The organism is Gordonia sp. LMA167 (genome assembly GCF_058130025.1).
In genome coordinates this window covers 1111448-1126932 of sequence record NZ_CM176708.1, presented here as the reverse complement: position 1 = coordinate 1126932, position 15485 = coordinate 1111448, and the positions used below count along the sequence as shown (strand labels likewise).

Below are 15485 nucleotides of genomic sequence, written 5' to 3'. Positions count from 1 at the left end.
TACCGCAACCCTCTGGTTGCACATTGTTCGGACGGTGCCGCCTCACCCCGACCCGACCACCCGTCGCCGCGCCACCCGACGTTTCGAGAACGGCTGCCACAGTCGTCGCTGGGTCCAGAGGGTCAGACATCCGGCGAGCGTCATGCCGCTGATGTTGATCGCGAGCTGCAATGCCGAGCCGCCCACCTCGCGCCACTCGGCGAACGCAGCCGCGAGCGCAAGATTGCCTGCGGCGGGGATGGTCGTGACCGAGATGAACACGCCCGCAAGAGCTCCGGTACGGGCAGAGGTTATCGACAGCACGCCGGCGATCGCGGCGATGATCGCGACGAAGAACGACCACCGGTCCGGCGTATAGATGAACTCGGTGGCGGGATGATGCAGCAGGTCATCGTCGGTGGCCCATCCCAGGCCCCGCCAGAGCAACGACACCAGCATGGTGACAAGAATTCCCACCACGAAACCGGTCACCAGCGTGCGACAGGACATCCACAGAAGGCGACGCCGTCGTAGCACAACAGCCACACCGATCGCAGTGATGACGCCGAACTCGGGTCCGAGCACCATCGCGCCGACCGTCAAGATCTGCGAGTCGAGCACGACCGCGATCGCCGCGAGCAGGGTCGCGAGGATCATGAATCCCAGATACGTGAAGTTCAGTTCCGAATCGGAGTACGCACGACGTCCGACCTCGGCCCACACCACTGCATCCGACCCGAAGCCGGGCGCGCGCCGTTCGGCCTGCAGCGCCCGCCGGGACAGGTACGTCTCGACCTCCTCGGCCCGCAGGCTTCCGTCGGTCGCGACCCCGAGATCGCGGACCGCATTGATGAGGCCATCGGCGGCCTCGCGCGCGACGTCGATGGTCACGACGTCGCCCACCGGTTTCACCGACGCTCCCCGTGCGACGGTCACCGAACTCACCGCCTCGTCGTCGATCACAAGGCCGACGATGTCGTCCGTCAGCTCCGCGGGCGTCGAGATCGCGATGTGCAGCACTCTCGTATTGTGCCGCCACAGCGGGTCGGATCAGGACACCAACTCGACCAGTTGCCGGATCGCGAACTCGTAGCCGCGGATACCAAATCCGGCAATCACCCCGGCGGCGAGCGGTGACACATACGAGTGATGGCGAAACGCCTCCCGCTTGTGGACATTGCTGATGTGGACCTCGATGATCGGCACCTCCGGGATCACCAGGGCATCGGCCAGCGCCACCGATGTGTGCGTCCACGCCGCCGGATTGATCACGATCCCGCTGACCTGACCGCGGGCCTCGTGAATCCAGTCGATCATCTGGCCCTCATGGTTGGTCTGGGCGGCACGCAGGCCGAAGCCGAGCTCCGACGCCGTCCGCTCGGCCAGGTCCACCACGTCCGCCAACGTCGCCGCACCGTAGACCTCAGGCTGCCGCACACCCAGCGTGTTCAGGTTAGGGCCGTTGAGCAGCAGGATCGGCAGCGGCTCCGGGTCGGTCGCGGTGTCAGACATGGCACCAACCTTAGTTCAGCGGCATTCGGCCGAGCGGGGGCCCGGAAAGCCAACGGTTACCATCTCTCTTTGTGCCATCGCAGACGGTAAGACGAGCCAAGGTCGTCGCCATCATCACCGGACTGCTCGGCTTCCTCATGGCGCTGGCCACTCCCCTCATGCCGGTCCACCAGACCACCGCACAGATCTCGTGGCCGCAAGGCGACCGGGTCACCTCGGTCGCGGCGCCGCTGATCAGCTATGTTCCGATCGACCTGGACGCGCACGTGCCGTGCAGCGCCGTCGAGCAACTCGGTGACGGCGAATCGGTGCTGCTGTCCACCACACCCAAGGAGGCGGACAAGGCGGCCGAGCGCGGGCTGTTCATCCGCAAGACGGGTCAGCCGGGTGACCCGGCCGATCGGCAGACCGTCGAAGTGGTCATCCGCAACGTACCGCTGGTCTCTGCGACTCTCGAGCAGATCCGGTCGCAGGACTGCCGCGAGATCGCGGTGCACGCCGATTCCGATGCGGTGTCGGCCGAGTTCGTCGGCATGCGCAATGACGAGGGCGAGGCGCTCGACGGCACCACGGCTGGCCGCGAGTCCGACACCTATGACGCCGACCAGCGTCCCCAGGTCACGGGTCTGTTCACCGACCTCGACGGTCCGGCCGCGACCCTGCCCGGCCTCGATGCGCATGTCACGATCGACTCCCGGTACTCGACCACTCCGACGATCCTGAAGTGGGCCGTGCTGATCGTCGGGATCATCTGCACTCTGCTGGCACTGGCGGCACTCGCCGTCCTCGACTCGACCGACGGCCGCAAACACCGCCGCATCCTGCCCGCTCGGTGGTGGCGGCTCAACGCCCGCGACTACGTCGTGATCGGCGCGCTCATAGTCTGGCACTTCATCGGACCGAACACGTCCGACGACGGCTACCTGCTCACCATGTCGCGGGTGGCTCAGCATGCCCAGTACACCGCCAACTACTTCCGCTGGTACGGCGCTCCCGAGGCGCCGTTCGGGTGGTACTACCAGGTCTTCGGCTGGCTCAGCCATGTCAGCGTGGCCAGCCCGTGGATGCGGATTCCGGCACTGCTCTGCGGCATCGGGGTGTGGCTCATCATCAGCCACGAGGTGTTGCCGCGTCTCGGCCGCGCCGCCATCTCCCGACCGGTCGTCGGATGGACCGCGGCGTTCGTGTTCCTGGTGTCGTGGTTCCCGTTCAACAACGGCCTACGCCCGGAACCGATCATCTGTCTAGGCGCGCTGCTCACCTGGTGCTCGGTGGAGCGCGCCATCGCCACCGGCCGTCTGCTGCCGGCCGCGGTGGCCTGCCTCGTCGGCGCATTCAGCCTGGCGGCCGGACCGACCGGGCTGCTGGCGGTCGCGGCCCTCATCGCCGGTGCCCGCCCGATGATGCTCGCACTGATCAAGCGGGCCAAGGTGATCGGCGGCGATCGCTGGAGCTACGTCGCGTTGCTGGCACCGATCCTCGCGGCCGGGACCTTCGTGATCTTCGTGGTGTTCTCGAATCTCACGCTGCGGTCGTTCGTCGAGGCATCGCAGATGAAGTCGGCACTCGGCCCATCCCTGCACTGGTACAACGAGATCGACCGCTACTCCTCCCTGTTCGCGTTCTCCGCGGACGGTTCGATCGCACGTCGGTTCGCGGTGTTGGCGATGTTCCTGGGCCTCGTCGTCTCCGCCGCGATGTTGATCCGACGTTCGCGCATCCCCGGCACCGCGTTGGGGCCGTCCCGCCGGATCGTCGGGATCACCTTCGCGTCCCTGGTGTTCCTGATGTTCACGCCCACCAAGTGGACGCATCACTTCGGTGTGTTCGCCGGTCTGGCCGCCGCACTCGCCGCCATCGCTGCCATCGCGGCCAGCAACGACACCATGCACTCGCGACGGAACCGCACACTGTTCGCCGCACTCGTGTTGTTCATCGGGGGGCTCGCGTTCACCGCGCCGAACTCGTACTACTACTCGTCGGCGTGGGGGATGCCGTGGGGCGTCGGCCAGGTGACCTTCGGGCTCAAACTCGCCGACATCCTGCTGTACGCCGCGCTGGTCCTCCTGCTCGCGGCGCTCTGGTTCCACTTCCGGGAGCCGTTCGCCGGCACCGACCCCGCCGATCCCGCACATCACCGCCCGCGCGCCTGGTACCGCCGGTTGTGGTCGCTCGTGGCGTCGGCACCGCTGGCGTTCATCTCCGCGGGCGTCGTGATCTTCATGCTGATCACCGCGGCCTTCGCGGGGATTCAACAGAGTTCGTCGTACTCGGTACCCCGATCCAACCTGGAAGCCCTCAAGGGCGAGGAATGCGGGATGGCCGACAAGGTGTGGGTGGAGACCGATCCGAGCCGGTTCCTGCTGCAACCGGTCGACGGTTCGATCGCCGATCCGCTCGCCGGGCCGGCCACCGCGCCGCCCGGCGGCACGCGACCGGCGACCACCGGGTTCACCGCCAACGGCGTGCCCGTCGACCTCGACACGACGGCCAGCGAGGGTTCGCTCGGTGTCCTCGCCGGCACAGCGGTCGACTCTCCCGATGTGCTGACCGCCAACACCGGCGGCACGGGTGGCGGCGTGACATCGAGCGCCGGTGTCAACGGCAGTTTTGCCGAACTCCCGTTCTTCCTGGACCCGGCCAAGACCCCGGTGATGGGCAGTTATTCGACGACCGACCAGGTTCCCGCGCGGCTCACGTCGGCGTGGTATGCGCTGCCGTCCGACTTCCAGGACCGGCCGTTGCTGACATTCTCCGTCGCAGGTCTCTACGACAATCCGAACCTGTTGCTCGAATACACCACCGATCCCATCCGCCCCGGAACCCGCGACGCATCGCTGCAGGCCACCGGTGACACCGAGATGATCGACCCCGGACCGCGACCGTCCTGGCGCAATGTTCGCGTCACCACCGACTCGTTGCCGTCCGATATCACCGCGGTTCGGATCGTCGCCGTCGACGACAACCTGTCGTCGGACCGGTTCATCGTCGTCACGCCGCCGCGACTGCCGGAGATGAAGACACTCGAGGACGTCGTCGGCCGGGAGGACCCGGTTCACGTCGACTGGACGTCCGGTCTGGTGTTCCCGTGCCAACGTCCCTTCACCCATGAGAACGGGGTCGCGGAGATTCCCAAGTGGCGGATCAAGCCCGGCGCCGATCTGGCCGCCGCGGTCTCCGCGTGGCAGGACTCCTACGGCGGCGGACCGCTCGGTTGGCTCGAGGTCTCGCAGCAGGCGGACGCGATGGCCACGTACCTGCAGGGCGACATCGGCCGCGACTGGGGCTCGCTGGAGAAGTACACGCCCTACGGCAACGTGAACACGCTGGCCGACATCCAGACCGGAACCGCCACTCGCAGCGGACTCTGGAGTCCGGCGCCCATCCGGCACTGAGTGCGAAGCCGACGAGTGGCAAGCATGAGCTGACGGTTGTCGCTCCCCGATTCCGATTCCGCTCCCTCGATCGAAGGCGCGGATCCGGAATCAGGGAGCGACAACCGATACTCCCCGCACCCGCCGACTCAGCGCTTGACACCGTATCCACGCGGCCGCACACTTGTTGCATGTGCTGCTCAGTGTTGCGTAGCGCGCAACATTGACCGTTTGATGCACCGGCTCCGCCAGCGGGTCACCGAGGACCACAGGCACTCTGTCCGACATCTGAGGAATCGTGGAATCCCTTGGCAGAGATTGGTATCCGCACACCGATGACCGCACAATTCGTCGCCGGCGCGGCACACTCGAGGCCGGACGATCCGCTCCGCCCCGTGCACGCCCTGATCCGCGACCGAGTCCCCGGGCAAAGCCTGCCCGCGTCGTTCTATGTGGATCAAGACTTCTTCGACCTCGACCTCGACGAGGTCTTCTCCAAACGATGGATCTTCGTCGCAGCCGAGGCAGAGGTCGCCGAGCCCGGCGATTTTGTCACGATCAACTTCGGCAGCCGTTCGGTGATCGTGACGCGTGACGACAGCGGCGAGATCCGTGCGCACCACAATGTCTGCCGGCACCGCGGCGCGCGCTTGCTGACCGAGCGCAGCGGATCGGTCGGGACCATCGTCTGCTCGTACCACTCCTGGACCTACGGCATGGACGGCCGGCTGATGTTCGCCGACGCACAGGCACCCGGATTCCAGAAGTCCTGCTACTCACTGCGTTCGGTGCACGTTCGGACGATCGCCGGACTCGTCTTCATCTGTCTCGCCGACGATCCGCCGACCGACATCGACGAGGTCGCGGAGATCATCGAGCCGTATCTGGCGCCGCATCTGCTCCAGCAGGCCAAGGTCGCCAAACAGACCGATCTCATCGAGGACGGCAACTGGAAGCTGACCATGGAGAACAACCGGGAGTGCTATCACTGCAGTGGCCATCCGGAGCTGCTCAACGTCTTCTTCCCTACCTGGGGCTACAGCGATGCCGCAGCCATCCCCGCCCGGCTGGGACCGGTCTTCGCGCGCTACCACCAGGCCACCACCGAACTGGTGGAGACCTGGGAACGCAACGGCTTACCCTACCCACGCATCGAGCAACTCGACACCCGCACAACAGGTTTCCATATCGAGCGAGAAGCAATGGACCTCGCCGGGGAGTCGTTCACCCTCGACGGCACGGCCGCGTGCCGTCGGTTGCTCACCGACATGCCGGACACCCGCCTGGGTCGCCTGTCCATGCACCTGCAACCCAACATGTGGCTGCACGTCACCAGCGATCACGCACTGCTGTTCTCGGTGATCCCGCTCGCGCCGAACAAGACACTGGTCCGCACCACCTGGCTGGTGCACCGGGATGCCGTCGAGGGCGTCGACTACGACCTCGACCGTCTGACCTCGGTGTGGGAGATCACCAATCAGCAGGACGCGGACCTGGTCCGGTTGACACAGCAGGGCATCAGCAGTCCCGCCTATGTGCCCGGCCCGTACGGACCGTCGGAGTTCCAGGTCGAGGCATTCGTCAACTGGTACATCACCGCGCTGCGCACCAACCTCGGCCTGCCGACACCGATGCCCACCGCGGAGAGTGCGTGATGTCCGCCGACCACCTCTTGCTCTGCATCGACCGCTCCCACACCACACGTGACATCGCGACCTTCACCTTTCGGGTCCTCGGCCACTCGGGTGGAAGCGACCCGGCCCCGGACGAGTCCCACACATTGGTCTTCGAGCCCGGCCAGTTCCTCTCCATCACCCTCGAGATCGACGGCAGGTCGGTCCAGCGGTGCTACAGCATCTCGTCGTCGCCACTGAGTTCCGGCTCCCTGTCGATCTCGGTGAAACGAGTCGCCGGGGGACATGTCTCGAACTGGCTGCACGACAACATGTCTCCGGGCACCGTCATCTCCGCCACCGGCCCACTGGGCCGCTTCACCTACACCGCCCGGCCGGCGGAGAAGTATCTCTTCATCTCGGCCGGCAGCGGCATCACCCCGGTGATGTCGATGGTTCGCGCGGTCACCGACGCCCGGGCACCCACCGACATCGTCTTCGTGCACAGCGCCCGCAGCGTCGACGACATTCCGTTCCGCGACGAACTCGAAGAACTCGCCGGAGGGCATCCGAATCTGACGCTGGCCTTCGCCGCCACCCGCATGCCTGCCGACGAATTGCCCGACTGGACGGGTCACCGGGGCCGTGTCGACCGCACAATGATCGAGCGCGTCTGTCCCGACCTGGCCGAACGCGAGATCTTCCTTTGCGGGCCTGGGAGTTTCCGCAGCGGCGTGCGGTCCGCCCTCGTCGCCGCCGGCGGCGACCTCGCGCACATCCACGAGGAGAGCTTCGGTTTCAGCCTCCCCGCCGATTCCCACGAACCCGGCGTCGTCGTCGACTTCACCCGGCGTGCCCGACGGATCACCGTCTCACCCGGATCGAGCATCCTTGCCGCCGCAGCTGCCGCCGGCGTCACTCTGCCGTCGTCCTGCGGAATCGGACTGTGCGGGTCGTGCAAGGTCAGCAAGCTCTCGGGCGACGTGGTGATGAATCACCAAGGCGGCATCCGAAATCGCGAGATCCAACAGGGCAAGATCCTGCTCTGCTGCTCCGAACCTCTGTCTCCGGTGGAGATCGACTACTGAGCGCGGCAGGTAAGGTAACTGTTGTTATGGCCGGTGAGAGCACAGACAGCGAGAAGCCGACGGGCGGCGCTGTCCAGTCGGTCGATCGGGCCCTGCAGGTGCTGGAGATGATCGGCCGGGCCGGTAGTGCCGGGGTCACCGAGCTCGCCGAGGAACTCGGCGTTCACAAATCGACGGTGTCGCGCATCATCGGATCACTGGAATCGCGGGGGTTCGTCGAGCAGGCGCACGGCGGCCGCAAGTACCGGATCGGATTCACCGTGGTCCGATTGGCCGGGACGACGACCGCGACGCTCGATCTCGCAAAGTTCGGTCAGGAACTCTGCAACACGCTCGCCGAGGACACCGGCGAGACCACCAATCTCGCGATCCTACGTCAGGGAGAGGCCATCAACGTCGTCGAGGCGCAGGGCTCGTCGAGCGTAGCGTTGAACACCTGGGTGGGCCAGGCGTCCCCGGCGCATGCCACCTCATCGGGCAAGGCGTTGCTCAGTGGACTGACCGATCCCCAACTCCGCAAGAGCTTGCCCCGCACGTTGCCCCGGTTCACCGAGAAGACCATCACCGACCTGCCCGCGCTGATCGACGAATTGCACATCGTCGCCGAACGTGGTTGGTCGCTGGCCGATGAGGAGTTGGAAGTCGGTCTCGTCGCGATGGCCGTCCCCATCCGCGACCACACCGGCCAGGTGGTGGCGGCACTGAGCGTTTCGGGTCCCCGTTATCGGTTCGATCCCGCCGACGCACACGAGCTCGTCGCGAAACTGACCGTCGTCGGCGACGAGCTGAACGCCAAGTTCGGTTACCACGGCTGAAACGGCCCGGCCGATCATCCCGGCAGCATCCCCCGGACGGTCTCGATGGTGTCCGCTTCGGCGGGCGTCTTGTCCGGCCGGTACCTGACCACCCGTGCGAAGCGCATGGCAACACCGCCGGGATAGCGCGAACTGCGTTGCACTCCATCCAGTTCGATCTCCACCACGAGCTCTGGGCGCAGATAGACGGTGTGTGGGTCGCGGTGACTCTCGTGCAGCGGGAACTCGTCGGTCTGCCATTGCAGCAACGCGTCGGTGAGTCCCTTGAACGTCTTGCCCACCATCACCGGTGGACCGCCGTCGGGGTCGCGGGCACCCAGATGCAGGTTGGACAGGTATCCCGTGCGACGTCCAGAGCCCCACTCGGCTCCGAGCACCACCAGATCGATGGTGTGCACGGGTTTCACCTTCTGCCAACCCTTTCCGCGTCGACCGGCAGCGTAGACGCCGTCGAGGGACTTGACCATGACCCCTTCGTGCCCGTCGGCGAGCGCTGCATCGAAATGCTGGGCGGCCTGCTCGACGGTCGGGTTGACCACCGACGGGATGCGCAACTCGGGTGCCACCGACGTCAACGCCGCCAGACGTTCTCGTAACGGCCGATCGATGAGGTCGTCACCGTCGAGATGCAGACAATCGAAGAAGAAGGGGCGTAGCACCCCGGCCGGGTCGTCACCGAACTCACCCGACGAGCCGAACCGACTCATCGTGTCCTGGAACGGCCGAGGCCGCCCGTCGGCGTCAAGGGTCAGCGTTTCACCGTCGAGAATAATGCTCCGGCAGGGCAGGTCACGTGCGACCGCCACGATGTCCGGAACGGCGCCGGTGATATCGCGCAGGGTCCGGGTGAACACCGAGACGGCGTCGCCGTCACGATGCACCTGCACCCGGGCACCGTCGAGCTTGAAGTCCACCACCAGGTCCGGGCCGAGCGAGACGACGGCGTCCTCGAGCGATTCCGCTGGTGTCGCCAACATCGGCGACACCGCGCGTCCGACCTGTAAGCCGACCCCGGCGAGTGCGTCTTCACCGCCGTGCACCGCGAGCGCCGCCGTCTCCGAGAGTGATCCGGTCAGCATGTGCGCCCGGCGGACCAACTCCAGTGACTGTCCGGACGCCGACGCGATCGCATCCACCATCACGCCGGCCAGCGCACCCTGCCGCAGTTCGCCGATCAGCAGCCTGCGAAGCAGGTCCTGCTCGGATTCGGTTGCCGAACCGAACAATTCATCGAGCAGTTCGCGCCGTCGACCCACCGAACCGGGTCCGGTGGCGGCGGCGAGCCCGGTCAGCATCGCATCCACATCGGACACCGACAGGGACGGTTCCGCCGCCGGAGTGAGTTCCAGGTTCATCAGAGACCGCCAGCCGACCCCGAGCCGGCCCTGCGGAATCACCCCCGACAACCACGCGACCACCGTCGGGATCTCCTCGGCCGACGCCTCGTCGAGGAGCGCGGTGAGTTCGGCCGACTTCTTGTTGCGGGAGCGGGTGGCGGCGATGGCGGTGGATGCGTCGACGACACGTGCGAGCCTCACTGTTCCTCCGATCCTTCGGGATGCGTTGGATGGTCATCGGATTCGTGTTCGACGGCGTCCGGGTAGGCCTTCTCGTAGGCACGGACCGCGGCACCGACGGTGCCGAACACGTGGTCGGGGTCGAGGTCGCCGAGCACTCCCTCGACGAACAGGGCCCCATGCAGTTCCGGGTCGACGCCGGCCAGGATGAAGTGGGCGTCACGCGAATGTACGAACGCGATCAGGTCCTCGAGCACCGACGAGGCCGAATAGTCGACATCGCTGATGACGGTGCAGTCGAGGACCAGCCAGCGCACCGGGTCCGGCGCGGCCCGCATCAACCCCATCACGTCGTCGGCGAAGCGACTTGCGTTGGCGTAGAACAGGTCGGCGTCGTACCGGAAGACGATCAGCCCCGGCAACGATTCGAGGCCGGGATGTGCTGCGGTGTAGCGACGCTCGCGACCGTGGTCGCTGACGCCGACCACGAATCGTCGCGGTTGGTATTGACGGCGGACGATCTCGAGCAGCGACACGCCCATCGCGGTGAGGATGCCGTTCTGCACGCCGAAGACGAGGACCACGACCGCACTGATGACAGCGATCCCGAACTCGATCCTGCGGACCTGCCACATACGACGGAACGCGTGCGGGTCGATGAGATTGACCGCGACCAGGAACACGATCGCCGAGAGCACGGCGTGCGGGAGGTCGGCGAGCGCGCGGTCCAGGAACACCACGACCACCAGTGCCACGGCGGCCATCGTCAGATTGGCGACTTGCGTCCGACCGCGCTGCTCGTCGAGCAACTGGGTCTTGGTCGGACTTCCGTTGACCACGAAAGTGGAACTCAGCCCGGCCATCAGGTTCGCTGCGGACAGCCCGACGATGTCGCGATTGACGTCGGCGGTGTCCCCGTGCTTCTGGGCGAAACCGCGAGCGGTGGCAGCGCTTTGGGCGAGGATCACGATGGCACAGCCGATCGAGACCGTCGCGGCCTTGGGGATGTCACCCCACCGGATGCCCTCGGGCAGTCCGAGGTTCGGCCATCCGCCGTTCAGCGCACCCACGACGTCGAGATCATCGGCCCAGCCGAACACCGCGACCAGCACGATCGACCCGATCACCACCAGGATCGCCATCGGCACCTGAGGCGCCAACCGCCGGGCGCCGATCAGCGCGACCAGGGTGGCGGCGGCGAACGCCACCGACGCCCAGTTGATCGACCCGAGCTCGCCCACGATCGCCGACCATCGCTCCCATACCCGCCCCCCGGTCACGGGGATACCGAGCATGCCCGGAATCTGTCCCGTCATAACACTGATGCCGGTCCCGGCGAGAAAGCCGACGAGCACTGCGGTGGAGAGGAAGTCGCCGAGAAAGCCGAGGCGCAAGACACGCGCGACGGCGAGGAATGCACCCGTCACCAGCGCGATGACACCGGCCCACGCGAGCCACTCCTGCGTGTCCGGCATCAGTCCCGCGACGCCGAGGCCGGCGATGCCCGAGGCCAGCAGCGCCGCCGTGGCGGAGTCGGCGCCGACGACCAGCAACCGGGACGAACCGAGCACGGCGAACGCGATGGTGGGCAGAATGATGGTGTACAGCCCGGCAACGACCGGGACGTGCGCAATCGAGCTGTACCCCATGCATTCTGGGATGGCCACCGCGGCCAGCGTGATGCCGGCGAGAATGTCGGTGCGCAGCCAGGACGCCCGATAACCCCGCAATGCCGGAGGGATCAGGGCGCCGGGCGCGGTCATTGTGCTGACGTTACCCGCACGCACCCGCGCGGCGGTGTCAGCTGCCGCGCTTGATCCACTCCTCGAGGTGCGGCGACTCGGTGCCGACGGTCGTGCCGTCACCGTGTCCGGTGTGGACCTTCGTCTCCGGGTCGAGGCTGAAGATCTTCTCCTGGATCGACGCGATGATGGTCGGGAAACTGGAGTACGACCGTCCGGTGGCGCCGGGTCCGCCCTGGAACAGGGTGTCACCGGAGAACAGCACGCCGGCCTCGGGCGCGTACACGACCGAGGATCCGGGCGAGTGTCCCGGTGTGTTGATGATCGTCAGCGTGGTCCCGGCGACCGTGATCTCCTGCCCGTCCTCGAGGTCACCGTGGGCGACGTCGGGATGGGTCTCGTTCCACAGCATGTCGTCGCCCGGATGCAGCAGGATGGGGGCGCCGGTCGCCTCGGACAGTTCCGGCGCGACCGTGATGTGGTCGTTGTGCCCGTGGGTGAGCACGATCGCCTTCACCGTGCGATCGCCGACCGCCTCGAGGATCGGTTCGGCCGCGTGCGCGGCGTCGATGATGACCACCTCGTCGTCGTTGCCGACGATCCAGATGTTGTTGTCGACGTCCCAGGTGCCGCCGTCGAGTGAGAACTGGCCGGACGTCACGACATTGTCGATGCGCAGGCTCACAGCTCCACCACCGAGCGCAGCACCTTGCCCGCCTCCATCGCACTGAAGGCGGCCTCGACATCGGTCAGTCCGACGCGTTCGGTGACGAACTTGTCCAACGGCAGCCGACCCTGCTCGTACAGGTCGATGAGCATCGGGAAGTCACGTTCGGGCAGGCAGTCGCCGTACCACGACGACTTCAACGCACCGCCGCGCGAGAAGAAGTCGATCAGCGGCATCTCCAGTGTCATGTCCGGCGTGGGCACACCGACGAGCACCACGGTCCCCGCCAGGTCGCGGGCATAGAACGCCTGCTTGTAGGTTTCCGGCCGGCCGACCGCATCCACCACGACGTCGACGCCGTTGCCGTCGGTGAGGTCCTGCACCGCGGCGATCACGTCGTCGACCTCGGCACCGTTGATGGTGTGCGTCGCGCCGAGATCCTTGGCCCACGCCAGCTTCGAGGAGTCGCGGTCGATCGCGATGATCGTGGTCGCTCCGGCCAGTCTCGCACCGGCGATCGCGGCGTCACCGACACCACCGCAGCCGATCACCGCGACCGAGTCGCCGCGACCGACGTTGCCGGTGTTCATCGCGGCGCCCAGGCCGGCCATCACGCCGCAGCCGAGCAGGCCGGCGACGGCCGGATCCGTCTCGGGATTGACCTTGGTGCACTGCAATTCATGGATCAGCGTCTTCTCGGCGAACGCGCCGATGCCCAGCGCCGGGCTCAGCTCGGTCCCGTCGGTCAGGGTCATCGGGACGCTGGCGTTGAACGTGTCGAAGCAGTACCACGGACGCCCGCGCTTACAGGCGCGACACTGGCCGCACACCGCACGCCAGTTCAACACCACGAAATCGCCGACCTCAACGTGCGTGACGTCGGAGCCGATCGCCTCCACGGTGCCGGCCGCCTCATGGCCGAGCAGGAACGGATACTCGTCGTTGATGCCGCCCTGCTTGTAGGCCAGATCGGTGTGGCACACACCGCACGCCTTGATCGACACCACCACATCCCGTGGGCCGGGGTCGGGGATCACCACGTCGACGACCTCTGTCGGCGCTCCCTTGCTCCGCGAGATGACTCCCTTGACCGTCTGCGACATATCGGCTTCTCAATCCTTTCGGGTGACAACTGTGGACCGCCACGGGCAGTCCGCTACGCATCCCAGTCTCGCGGTGCGGGTGAACACATGCATCCGTCCGAATGGATGGTTCTACCTAGTCGAAAGTACAGCCCATCAATCGGATCACCGCGGAGGGCCGCATGCTCATGCGGCGGTGATTCCCGCCCGCGCCGCCAGCAGACCGGCCTCCCCTCGATTGGACACCTGCAGTTTCTGCAGGATGGCCGTGACGTGGAACTTGACGGTGCTCTCGCTGACACCCAGTTCGGTGGCGATGGTCTTGTTCCGCCGCCCGAGCGCGAGATGGCCGAGCACCTCGAGTTCCCGCGGGTTGAGCGTCGACAGAACGTCCTCGTCGGGGCGCTCGCCGGGTGTCTCGAGTGGGATACGGGCCGTCACCCGGCTGCCCCAGGCGGGGAGGGTCTCCACCTCGAGCCGGCCGCCGAGTGTCTGCAGCCGACCGGTCAGCTGCCGGGACAGCGCCTCCCCGTCGAGGTCGCCCGCACCCTGGTCACGGACGTCGACGACGAGATCGTTCCCGACGCACTCCCATGCGATCCGCAGTCGTGCGACCCCGCGCTGGGAACCGAAGGCCACCGCGACCACCCGGACGATCGCTCGCGCCGCGTGGGCGATCTCGCCGGGCAGGGTGCGTCCGCTACCCGACGGTCGGACGTACTCGACGTCGACGTGAAGCTGATCCGCGGCCGGCTCGAGCTCCAGCTGTAGCCGCCCGAATGCGGCGGTGAGCTCCTCGGTGGCCAATTTGCGGTCGCTGTCGCCCACCGCCCGCAGCGCGATGAGCGCCGACGACGCGGTCTCGGCGGCGGCGGCCCGTGCCGTGCGATCGTCGAGGTCGCGGGACCGCAGCGTGCCCAGGATCGAGACGAGGGCGTCCTCGTGGGTCTGGGTGAGCTGCGCGATCGTCCGTGCCCGCTCGCTGGATGCCGCGCGCGATTCGGCGAGGTAGTCCGGGCTCGCCTGCGCGACCTGCTGTCGGATCGATGTCGCCACGATCGCGAACCAGGCGCGGAGCAGATCGCCGGACGGCTCCGCGGGCGCGGTCCGCGACGGCTTGGGGATGACCACGAGCAGCGTGTCGGACTCGTCGCGCACCGCGTGGACGGGACGCAGCACCCCACCGACGACCGCGGTGGTGGGCTCGAGTCGGCCGGGCAGAACCGATTCCTTGATCGCATCGAGCTCGTCGATGGTGACCCGGTCGACGATCTCCGGATCGCCGGCGACCTTGCGCGGGCGTCCGGTGCATTCGCGGGTGAAGATGATCAACGCCTGATGCGGCCGGTCGGCAGCGAGGAAGCGGGAGAAGCGGAGCGCGATCTCGGGGAGCGGGCCGTCGATCACGTCGCGCAGCTGCTGCCACCTGCCGACGAGGGAGTCGCCCCCACCGCCGTCGCGGGGCTCGGCTGCGACCTGCGTTGATCTCTGCACGCCCACCGTCCAAGCCTATCCACCCTGCTCACGGCCCGGTGTGGGTGGCCTCAGCCGAGCGCGTCGAGCAGTTGGGCCTTGGTCATCGTGGAGTAGCCCTTGATGCCCTTGCTCTTGGCCTCGGTCCGCAGTTGCGCCACGGTCGGGCCTCCGGAAGCCGCCGATTTCGCGGGCTTCTTCTGTGCCGGGGCACGCGTGCGAGCCGCCCGTTCCGGTGCGTCCGGCACCTTCGTCGGGGTCACCGCGGGTGCCTCGACGGCGGGTGACGCGGGCGTCTCCTCGACGATTGCGGTGTCGGGTTTGTCGGGCGCGGCGCCGGCCTTCTCGTCGGTGGCCGTCTTGCCTCCCGACCTGGCCTGGCCGATCAGTCTCAGCACTTCGTCGCGCAGCGCGGCGGCGTCCTTCTCCGCCTTCTTGATCCGCTTCTTCGCTTCCTTGTCGACACGGTCGAGTTCGCCGCGGAGACGCTCGATCTCCTTCTCGAGCCGACCGATCATCTTCTTCTTCTTGCTCATCGATGCTCCTGCGCTGTCCGGGGATCCTGGTCACGCTGCCTCAACCTCACACTATCGACCAGGACCGGATCTCGGTGCTGTTCGAGC

The 15485-nt window shown here is 67.0% G+C and carries 12 protein-coding genes; 4 read left to right on the top strand and 8 right to left on the bottom strand.

Annotated elements, in window-relative coordinates; genetic code table 11:
• Positions 1–42: 42 nt before the first annotated feature.
• Positions 43–999, bottom strand: coding sequence for a DUF389 domain-containing protein (locus ACVT6V_RS04990; RefSeq protein ID WP_489898708.1), 957 nt, complete (start codon positions 997–999; stop codon positions 43–45).
• A gap of 30 nt (positions 1000–1029) precedes the next feature.
• A complete protein-coding gene (gene aroQ / locus ACVT6V_RS04985) occupies positions 1030–1491 on the bottom strand; it encodes a type II 3-dehydroquinate dehydratase (RefSeq protein ID WP_489898707.1) in 462 nt (153 codons plus the stop codon).
• 71 nt (positions 1492–1562) lie between these two features.
• Between aroQ and ACVT6V_RS04980 the strand changes: the two genes are divergently transcribed.
• The 4 genes from ACVT6V_RS04980 (at position 1563) to ACVT6V_RS04965 (ending at position 8381) form a co-directional block, all read left to right on the top strand.
• A complete protein-coding gene (locus ACVT6V_RS04980) occupies positions 1563–4886 on the top strand; it encodes an arabinosyltransferase domain-containing protein (protein WP_489898706.1) in 3324 nt (1107 codons plus the stop codon).
• Positions 4887–5200: 314 nt separating this feature from the next.
• Positions 5201–6520: an aromatic ring-hydroxylating oxygenase subunit alpha gene (locus ACVT6V_RS04975; RefSeq protein WP_489898705.1), complete on the top strand. Its 1320-nt coding sequence runs from the start codon at positions 5201–5203 to the stop codon at positions 6518–6520.
• Entirely contained in the window at positions 6520–7566 is a 1047-nt protein-coding gene (locus ACVT6V_RS04970; protein ID WP_489898704.1) for an FAD-binding oxidoreductase, read from the top strand. Before ACVT6V_RS04975 ends, ACVT6V_RS04970 begins: the two co-directional genes overlap by 1 nt.
• A gap of 26 nt (positions 7567–7592) precedes the next feature.
• On the top strand, positions 7593–8381 hold the full coding sequence (locus tag ACVT6V_RS04965) for an IclR family transcriptional regulator (protein WP_489898703.1): 789 nt from the start codon (positions 7593–7595) through the stop codon (positions 8379–8381).
• Positions 8382–8395: 14 nt separating this feature from the next.
• On the opposite strand, the gene ACVT6V_RS04960 is transcribed toward ACVT6V_RS04965, so the two are convergent.
• The 6 genes from ACVT6V_RS04960 to ACVT6V_RS04935 all read right to left on the bottom strand — a co-directional run bounded on the left by ACVT6V_RS04960 (position 8396) and on the right by ACVT6V_RS04935 (position 15398).
• Entirely contained in the window at positions 8396–9919 is a 1524-nt protein-coding gene (locus tag ACVT6V_RS04960) for an ATP-dependent DNA ligase (RefSeq protein WP_489898702.1), read from the bottom strand.
• Entirely contained in the window at positions 9916–11661 is a 1746-nt protein-coding gene (locus tag ACVT6V_RS04955) for a SulP family inorganic anion transporter (protein WP_489898701.1), read from the bottom strand. The genes ACVT6V_RS04960 and ACVT6V_RS04955 overlap by 4 nt, the downstream gene beginning before the upstream one ends.
• A 37-nt stretch (positions 11662–11698) precedes the next feature.
• Positions 11699–12325 (bottom strand): MBL fold metallo-hydrolase, encoded by a 627-nt coding sequence (locus ACVT6V_RS04950; RefSeq protein WP_489898700.1) that lies wholly within the window; start codon positions 12323–12325, stop codon positions 11699–11701.
• A complete protein-coding gene (locus ACVT6V_RS04945; RefSeq protein WP_489898699.1) occupies positions 12322–13410 on the bottom strand; it encodes an S-(hydroxymethyl)mycothiol dehydrogenase in 1089 nt (362 codons plus the stop codon). The genes ACVT6V_RS04950 and ACVT6V_RS04945 overlap by 4 nt, the downstream gene beginning before the upstream one ends.
• A gap of 165 nt (positions 13411–13575) precedes the next feature.
• Positions 13576–14805, bottom strand: a complete 1230-nt coding sequence (locus ACVT6V_RS04940) for a helix-turn-helix transcriptional regulator (RefSeq protein ID WP_489900708.1) — start codon at positions 14803–14805, stop codon at positions 13576–13578.
• Between the two features lie 128 nt (positions 14806–14933).
• Complete coding sequence (locus ACVT6V_RS04935; RefSeq protein WP_489898698.1) at positions 14934–15398, bottom strand: Rho termination factor N-terminal domain-containing protein; 465 nt, start codon at positions 15396–15398, stop codon at positions 14934–14936.
• Positions 15399–15485 lie beyond the last annotated feature (87 nt).

Coding starts and splice junctions, on each gene's coding strand:
- ACVT6V_RS04965 (WP_489898703.1), top strand. CDS start 7,593: ATGGCCGGTGAGAGCACAGACAGCGAGAAGCCGACGGGCGGCGCTGTC.
- ACVT6V_RS04975 (WP_489898705.1), top strand. CDS start 5,201: ATGACCGCACAATTCGTCGCCGGCGCGGCACACTCGAGGCCGGACGAT.
- ACVT6V_RS04945 (WP_489898699.1), bottom strand. CDS start 13,410: ATGTCGCAGACGGTCAAGGGAGTCATCTCGCGGAGCAAGGGAGCGCCG.
- ACVT6V_RS04970 (WP_489898704.1), top strand. CDS start 6,520: ATGTCCGCCGACCACCTCTTGCTCTGCATCGACCGCTCCCACACCACA.
- ACVT6V_RS04955 (WP_489898701.1), bottom strand. CDS start 11,661: ATGACCGCGCCCGGCGCCCTGATCCCTCCGGCATTGCGGGGTTATCGG.
- aroQ (WP_489898707.1), bottom strand. CDS start 1,491: ATGTCTGACACCGCGACCGACCCGGAGCCGCTGCCGATCCTGCTGCTC.
- ACVT6V_RS04935 (WP_489898698.1), bottom strand. CDS start 15,398: ATGAGCAAGAAGAAGAAGATGATCGGTCGGCTCGAGAAGGAGATCGAG.